Origin of the sequence: Delftia sp. ZNC0008 (assembly GCF_000799035.1) — a bacterium.
Lineage (GTDB): Bacteria > Pseudomonadota > Gammaproteobacteria > Burkholderiales > Burkholderiaceae_C > Comamonas > Comamonas tsuruhatensis.
Map to the genome: position 1 here is coordinate 1 of NZ_JTKZ01000519.1, position 6,501 is coordinate 6,501.

A 6,501-nucleotide genomic window follows, 5' to 3' on the forward strand; every position below is an offset into this window, starting at 1 on the left:
CCGCGTGTCAGCGGTGCGCTAGGCTTGGCGCCATGCATATCAAGCCCTACCTCCTGCCTGTGCTCGTTTTCCTGCTGGTCGGTCCCGGTGTGGGCGTGCTGACCGTGATGCTTGTGGGCGCGGACGGTGCGCCGGTCCTGCCGGTGAACTGGCTGCTCGTCGTGTTCGGCTATGGCATAGGTGCTGTTCCTGCCGCTTTGGCGGGGGTGATCTATGTGGTCGGCTGGCCTCTCAGGGGCCTGCTCCAGGTACTGAGCACCAGGGAGTTCGGCGCCGTGCTGGGTGCGGTGAGCGGTGTCGCCGCGCTGGCTGCGTGCTTTTCAGCGACCTCCGGCACGCCGTTTCCCAAATCCCTCGGCGTCTATGTCTTTCCCCTGGTTGCCGGTGCCGTCTGCGGGGCGCTTGCAGCGCATGCGCGTGATGAGGCCTGTGAGGGGAGCGGGTCGCAAGGCGTTTGAACGCGTCCGGCTGCGACGCACAGGTTTGCCTGTTTTTTGAGCAATTGACTGGCTTGTTTGTCAAATCAATGACTTATGTTGCGAATTCGGCATTTTTGGCGGCTTGTCCACATGCTTGTCCAGTACGAATGGGGGTAAATGCGTACATGCGGGTTGCGCGGTGGATAAGCGGGATGTGGCCCGAAAATCAGGGGTCTTCTGCCTATTTTTTAAGCGCTCCTTCTGTTTTTCTTTTGAATCAATGACTTGCGTGCCTTATCCCGCCCGCTGTGAAAGTTGTTCACAAGATTGTTCAGGGTGAGGCGGGATAAGTCGGGCACACGACTTGTGGATTTGATTAAAAAATAGGCAAAACGAAAAAATCGAATCAAAACAATTACTTAAGCAGCAAGTCCCGAGCCTGCACATGGTTTTCCACAGGCTTGTCACGAAATGATGGGGACAAGGCCGGCGGGCCTGCCGCAGTCGCTTCGGCAACCGGAATGCGGCCGGCGTCCGTCTACATTGCTGGGTGGCCGGTGCCCTGCCATCCGGAGGGCGCAACCGGCATCCAACGACACAAAGGGAGCATCTCCATGGCGATTGAGTTTGAAGGCCGCGTGGCCATCGTGACGGGGGCCGGCGGCGGCCTGGGGCGCCTGCATGCGCTGGCGCTGGCGGCGCGCGGCGCCAAGGTGCTGGTCAATGATCTGGGCGGTGCGGTCGATGGCAGCGGCGGTTCGGCCACGGCGGCCCAGGCCGTGGTGGACGAGATCCGCGCGGCGGGCGGCCAGGCGCTGGCCAACGGTGCATCGGTCACCGATTTCGAGGCCGTGCAGGCCATGGTGCAGCAGGCCGTCGATGCCTGGGGCCGCGTGGACATCCTGGTCAACAACGCCGGCATCCTGCGCGACAAGAGCTTTGCCAAGATGGGCATGGACGACTTCCGCCTGGTGGTGGAAGTGCACCTGATGGGCGCCGCCCATTGCTGCAAGGCCGTGTGGCCGCACATGCAGGCGCAGAACTACGGGCGCATCGTGATGACCACCTCGTCCACGGGCCTGTACGGCAACTTCGGCCAGGCCAACTACGGCGCGGCCAAGCTGGCCCAGGTCGGCCTCATGCAGACGCTGGCCATAGAAGGCGCCAAGCACGGCATCCATGTGAATGCGCTGGCGCCCACGGCGGCCACCCGCATGACGGAAGGCCTGATGCCCGAGGCCGTGCTGGCCGCCCTCAAGCCCGAGGCCGTGGTGCCCGCCATGCTGGTGCTGGCCCACGAAAGTGCGCCCACACGCACCACGCTGTGCGCAGGCGCGGGCGGCTTCGAGGCCGCCTTCATCACGCTGACCGAAGGCGTTTACCTGGGCCAGGGCGAGCAGGTGCCGGAACAGCTGGCCGCGCAGCTGGCCCAGGTGCTGGACCGCAGCGGCGAACAGGTGCCCGCCAGCGGCGCCGCCCAGGGCACGCTGGAAGTGGGCAAGGCCATGGCTGCAGCCCGTCGATGACCAGGGGCCGGCCAGAGGTTTCGCCGCTGGCCGGCCGTCCCTTGCCCGGTATCAAGGCAGCGCCGGCCGGGAGGGCAAAACTCTGACATATTCCTTTCGCTCGCGGCGATCCCATGCGGGGCAACAGGCCAAAACGCGTGGTTAAGCGGACAGGCGCCATCGCGTTTCCTGCCGTTTCTCTATCATTCGGCGTCCGGGTCGGGTCCGCCGGGAATCCTGGTGGTTTCCGTGTGGGCCGATGCCCATCAACGAATCGGTAAACAAGAATGAAAACATCGCAGGCATCCATGGCGGTTCCCGGTCCTGAGCGGCTCAAGGGCACACGCCGTGGCATAGAAAAGGAGGGCCTGCGCGTGCTGCCTTCCGGCAGCCTGGCACTGACGCCGCATCCCCTGGCGCTGGGCTCGGCGCTCACGCATCCGCACATCACCACCGACTACAGCGAATCGCAGATCGAGCTGATCACCGGCGCGCGGCTGGGCGTGCAGGAATGCCTGGACGAGCTGGTGCAGATCCACCAGTTCGTGCTGCGCAGCCTGCGCGATGCGGGTGGCGAGATGCTGTGGTCGTCCAGCATGCCCTGCCAGCTGCCCACGGACGAGACGATTCCGCTGGCGCGCTACGGCTCCTCGCACTCGGGCCGCTCCAAGAGCGTGTACCGCATGGGGCTGGGCCACCGCTATGGCCGGCGCATGCAGACGATTTCGGGCATCCACTACAACTGGTCGCTGCCCGGCGTGACCAGCGACCAGTATTTCTCGCTCATCCGCAATTTCCGGCGCCATGCCTTCGTGCTGCTGTACCTGTATGGCGCGTCGCCCGCGCTGTGTCCCTGTTTCGTCGAGGGGCGCGAGCACCGGCTGCAGCCGCTGGGCAATACGGGCCAGGCGCTGTACCTGCCCCACGCCACCTCGCTGCGCATGGGACGCCTGGGCTACCAGAGCGATGCGCAGGCCAGCATCAACGTCAGCTACAACGGCCTGGAAGGCTATGCGAATTCGCTGTACGACGCGCTGACCCAACCCTATCCCGCCTATGAGATGCTGGGCGTGCGCAACCCGGGCGGCGACTACAACCAGCTGGGCACGGGCCTGCTGCAGATCGAAAACGAGTTCTACGGCACCATCCGCCCCAAGCGCACCGTCAGCCGCGGCGAGCGCCCGCTGCACGCGCTGCGCGAGCGCGGCGTGGAGTATGTGGAAGTGCGCCTGATGGACCTCGATCCCTTCGAGGACGTGGGCATTGCCGCGCCCACCATGCGCATGCTGGACGTGTTCCTGCTGCACTGCCTGAACGCCGACAGCCCGCCGGATACGCCGGACGAGATCGCGGAACTCAAGCACAACCAGCACCTGACGGCCGAGCGCGGCCGCGAGCCGGGCCTGCAGCTGGTGCGCGCCGGCCGAGAAGTGCCGCTGCGCGACTGGGCCCATGAAGTGCTGGACCAGTGCCGACCCTACGCCCAGGCGCTGGACAGCACCCACGGCACGCAGGACTACAGCGCCGCCCTGGCCCAGGCGCTGGAGCGCCTGGAGCACCCCGAGCGCACGCCGTCGGCCCATGTGCTGGGCGAGCTGACGGGCGCATACGGCAACAGCTTTGCGAACTTCACGCTGGCCCGGTCCGAGCAGGCCCGCGACTCGCTGCTGGCCCTGCCCTGGAGCCAGGCGCAGCAGCAGCGCTTCGAGCAATGGTCGGCGCAGTCCGTGCAGGAGCAGCGCGACATCGAGGCCGCGGACACGCTGTCGTTCGAGGAATGGCGCCTGCGCTACATGGCGCCGGAGAACCTGCGCTGAGCGCGCTTCAACCCCGCCCGGCGCCCAGCGCCTGGCCTGCGTCCTCGCACCAGAACAGCACGGCGTCGTAGAAGCCCTCCCAGACGCAGCCGTTGCAGCCGCGGCCGCAGCAGCTCGTGGGCTGGGGCGGCGCAGGGCGCAGTGCAATGCCTGCGGCCTGGGCGCGCTGCTGCCACAGCTGGATCTGCGACAGCGCCTGCTCCAGCGGCCCCTGCACCATGCTCAGCGCCGCGCCTTGCTGCGGCGCACCGCAAACAGCACGATGAAGGCCGTGCCCAGCAGCAGGGCGAACCAGCCGACCAGGTACGACTGGGCCATCATCTGCACGATGCCCCCGGGCGCCATGAACTGTGGCGCCAGCAGAATCACCAGCCCGATCACGGCGCAGGTCACGCCCTTGATCAGCAGTTCGATGTCTGCCTTGCGCGAGGCGGAGCGGGACGAGGGGGTATCGGGCAAGGACATGGGCAGTGAGGCTGGGCGTAAAAGCGGGGGACAATTGCGGCTTGCGCAAGAAAAAATGGAAGTCTGCGGGTTGCGCCGGGGCGCCGCGCGTTGTTGCATCCTGTCTGCGCAAGCCATGAATTATCCTTGCGCCCCTGCCAGTCCCCCCGTTTCCCAGAAAGTAATCCCATGGCCATACAGTGGTTCCCCGGTCACATGAATCTCACGCGCAAGGTGATCACCGAGCGCGTCAAGGAAATCGATGTGGTCATCGAAGTGCTGGATGCGCGCCTGCCGGGGTCGAGCAGCAACCCGTTGCTGCAGGAGCTGACGGGCCACAAGCCGCGCCTGCAGGTGCTCAACAAGCAGGACCTGGCCGATGCCGCGCGCACGCCGCTGTGGCTGGACTGGTACAACGCCCAGAGCGACACGCGCGCCATTGCGCTGGACGCCTCCGAGCCCGCGCCCACGCGCCGGCTGATCGAGGCCTGCAAGCTGCTGGCGCCGAACCGTGGCGGCATGGCCAAGCCCATGCGCGTGCTGATCTGCGGCATCCCCAACGTGGGCAAGTCCACGCTGATCAACTCCATGAGCGGCAAGCGGCAGGCCAAGACGGGGGACGAGGCCGGCATCACCAAGCTGGAGCAGCGCATCGTGCTGGCCGACGACTTCTACCTCTGGGACACGCCCGGCATGCTGTGGCCGCGCATCATCGTCGAGCAAAGCGGCTACAACCTGGCCGCCAGCGGCGCCGTCGGCCGCAACGCCTATGACGAGGAACTGGTGGCGCTGGAGCTGCTGGGCTATCTGCAGAAGAACTACGCGGACATGCTGGAGGCGCGCTACAAGCTGGGCCTGGACAACGAACGCATCGCCGCCCTGCACGACGACGAGCTGCTGGACGCCATCGGCCGGCGCCGCGGCGCCATGATGGGCGGCGGACGTGTCAATGTGCAAAAGGCGGCCGAGCTGGTGCTCACGGATTTCCGCGCAGCGGTCCTGGGCCGCATCACGCTGGAGACTCCCGAGGAGTACGCGCAATGGCTGGCCGTGGGCCAGCAACGCGATGCCGAGCGCCAGGCGCGCAAGGACGCCGTCAAGGCGCGCAAGCGGCCGCCGCGCGAGCGCAAAAGCGCGCCCTGAACCGGCGCCCGCATACCCTGTTTGGTGCAAGAGCGCGTCCGACCGGGGCGGTGGCACAACCACCACAGCCGCAGGCGGCGCCGACCGCTAGCATGTTGAGTGTTCTTTCTCTGTTGGGGCTTTTTCATGCGGCGTCATCGAGTCGAGGCGGAAACCCATTTGTCCCTGCGCAGGGTGGTCCTGGTGGGCAGCATATGGATCACCAGCCTCACCGTGATGCTGGCCATGGCGCTGCTGATGCAGGACCCCGTTCCCTGGCTCAGCGTGCGGCTGAACCTGGTTGCCGCAGGCGTGAGCTTCGGTGCCGTGCTGCTGGGCTGGCGCCGGCACTGGCGGCTGGCCTCCAATGTGCTTGTCTGGGGCACCTGGACGGCGGCCGTGACCGTGGTGGCCGCCACGGGCGGCGTGCAAAGCGGCTCGGTGCTGGCCTTTCCTGCCCTGCTGGTCATGTGCGCCTGGGTGCTGGGCGTGCGCACCACGCTGGTCATGCTGGTCCTGTCCGTGCTGACCATGGCCGGTTTCTGGGTGGCGGGCCGGGAAGGCGTTGACTGGATCGGCCAGCGCGAGACCTCGCCCGTGTTCTCCATGCTCTACTTCGTGGGCATGCTGGGACTGACGGGCACGGTCACGCTGATGGCGCGGCGCAGCCTGATCCGCCGCGCCCAGGAGCTGCAGGACACACTGGGCGCGCTGGAGCAGCACCAGGACGATCTGCGCAAGTTCTACCGCGCCGTGGAGCAGAACCCCGAGAGCATCGTCATCACCGACGTGCACCAGAACATCGTCTATGTGAACGAGGCCTTCTTGCAGCGCACGGGCTTTGCGCGCAACGAAGTCCTGGGCCAGCCCACGCACCGCTACTCCACCATGGGGCTGGATGCTCCGGCCTGGGAAGAGGCGCTGCACCAGTTGGGCCGGGGCGCGCTGTGGCGCGGCCAGATGACCAACCGCACGCGCCAGGGCGAGGACCTGCCCGAGGCCGTGCTCGTGGCGCCGATACGGGCCTCGGACGGCAGCATCGTCAACTATGTGGAGCTCAAGCAGGACCTGTCCGAGCGCATGCGCGCGGAGCGCCAGATCCATGCGCTGGCGCATTTCGATGCGCTTACCGGCCTGCCCAACCGCCTGTCGCTGACCCAGCGGCTGCGCGCGCTGGCGCGCGAGTTCCGCGAG

7 protein-coding genes are annotated in these 6,501 nt (G+C 66.7%); 5 read left to right on the forward strand and 2 right to left on the reverse strand.

Annotated elements, in window-relative coordinates; translation table 11 throughout:
- Nucleotides 1–32 precede the first annotated feature (32 nt).
- The 3 genes from L995_RS17575 to gshA all read left to right on the forward strand — a co-directional run bounded on the left by L995_RS17575 (nt 33) and on the right by gshA (nt 3,741).
- Nucleotides 33–458: a hypothetical protein gene (locus L995_RS17575; protein ID WP_016453902.1), complete on the forward strand. Its 426-nt coding sequence runs from the start codon at nt 33–35 to the stop codon at nt 456–458.
- A 575-nt stretch (nt 459–1,033) separates the two neighbouring features.
- Nucleotides 1,034–1,945, forward strand: coding sequence for an SDR family NAD(P)-dependent oxidoreductase (locus L995_RS17580; protein ID WP_016453901.1), 912 nt, complete (start codon nt 1,034–1,036; stop codon nt 1,943–1,945).
- 266 nt (nt 1,946–2,211) lie between these two features.
- On the forward strand, nt 2,212–3,741 hold the full coding sequence (gene gshA / locus L995_RS17585; RefSeq protein ID WP_047472798.1) for a glutamate--cysteine ligase: 1,530 nt from the start codon (nt 2,212–2,214) through the stop codon (nt 3,739–3,741).
- Between the two features lie 7 nt (nt 3,742–3,748).
- Here the strand turns inward: gshA and L995_RS17590 are convergent, their stop codons facing one another.
- Nucleotides 3,749–3,961 (reverse strand): oxidoreductase-like domain-containing protein, encoded by a 213-nt coding sequence (locus L995_RS17590; RefSeq protein ID WP_016450464.1) that lies wholly within the window; start codon nt 3,959–3,961, stop codon nt 3,749–3,751.
- 2 nt (nt 3,962–3,963) lie between these two features.
- Nucleotides 3,964–4,206, reverse strand: coding sequence for a hypothetical protein (locus tag L995_RS17595; protein ID WP_013803403.1), 243 nt, complete (start codon nt 4,204–4,206; stop codon nt 3,964–3,966).
- Nucleotides 4,207–4,374: 168 nt separating this feature from the next.
- On the opposite strand from L995_RS17595, the gene ylqF reads away from it, so the two are divergent.
- Together ylqF and L995_RS17605 are read left to right on the forward strand one after the other, a co-directional pair.
- Nucleotides 4,375–5,328: a ribosome biogenesis GTPase YlqF gene (ylqF, locus tag L995_RS17600; protein ID WP_016453899.1), complete on the forward strand. Its 954-nt coding sequence runs from the start codon at nt 4,375–4,377 to the stop codon at nt 5,326–5,328.
- A 159-nt stretch (nt 5,329–5,487) separates the two neighbouring features.
- The coding region (locus tag L995_RS17605) for a PAS domain-containing protein (protein ID WP_231574458.1) at nt 5,488–6,501 on the forward strand (1,014 nt) is incomplete at its 3' end.

Coding starts and splice junctions, on each gene's coding strand:
- L995_RS17575 (WP_016453902.1), top strand. CDS start 33: ATGCATATCAAGCCCTACCTCCTGCCTGTGCTCGTTTTCCTGCTGGTC.
- L995_RS17580 (WP_016453901.1), top strand. CDS start 1,034: ATGGCGATTGAGTTTGAAGGCCGCGTGGCCATCGTGACGGGGGCCGGC.
- gshA (WP_047472798.1), top strand. CDS start 2,212: ATGAAAACATCGCAGGCATCCATGGCGGTTCCCGGTCCTGAGCGGCTC.
- L995_RS17590 (WP_016450464.1), bottom strand. CDS start 3,961: ATGGTGCAGGGGCCGCTGGAGCAGGCGCTGTCGCAGATCCAGCTGTGG.
- L995_RS17595 (WP_013803403.1), bottom strand. CDS start 4,206: ATGTCCTTGCCCGATACCCCCTCGTCCCGCTCCGCCTCGCGCAAGGCA.
- ylqF (WP_016453899.1), top strand. CDS start 4,375: ATGGCCATACAGTGGTTCCCCGGTCACATGAATCTCACGCGCAAGGTG.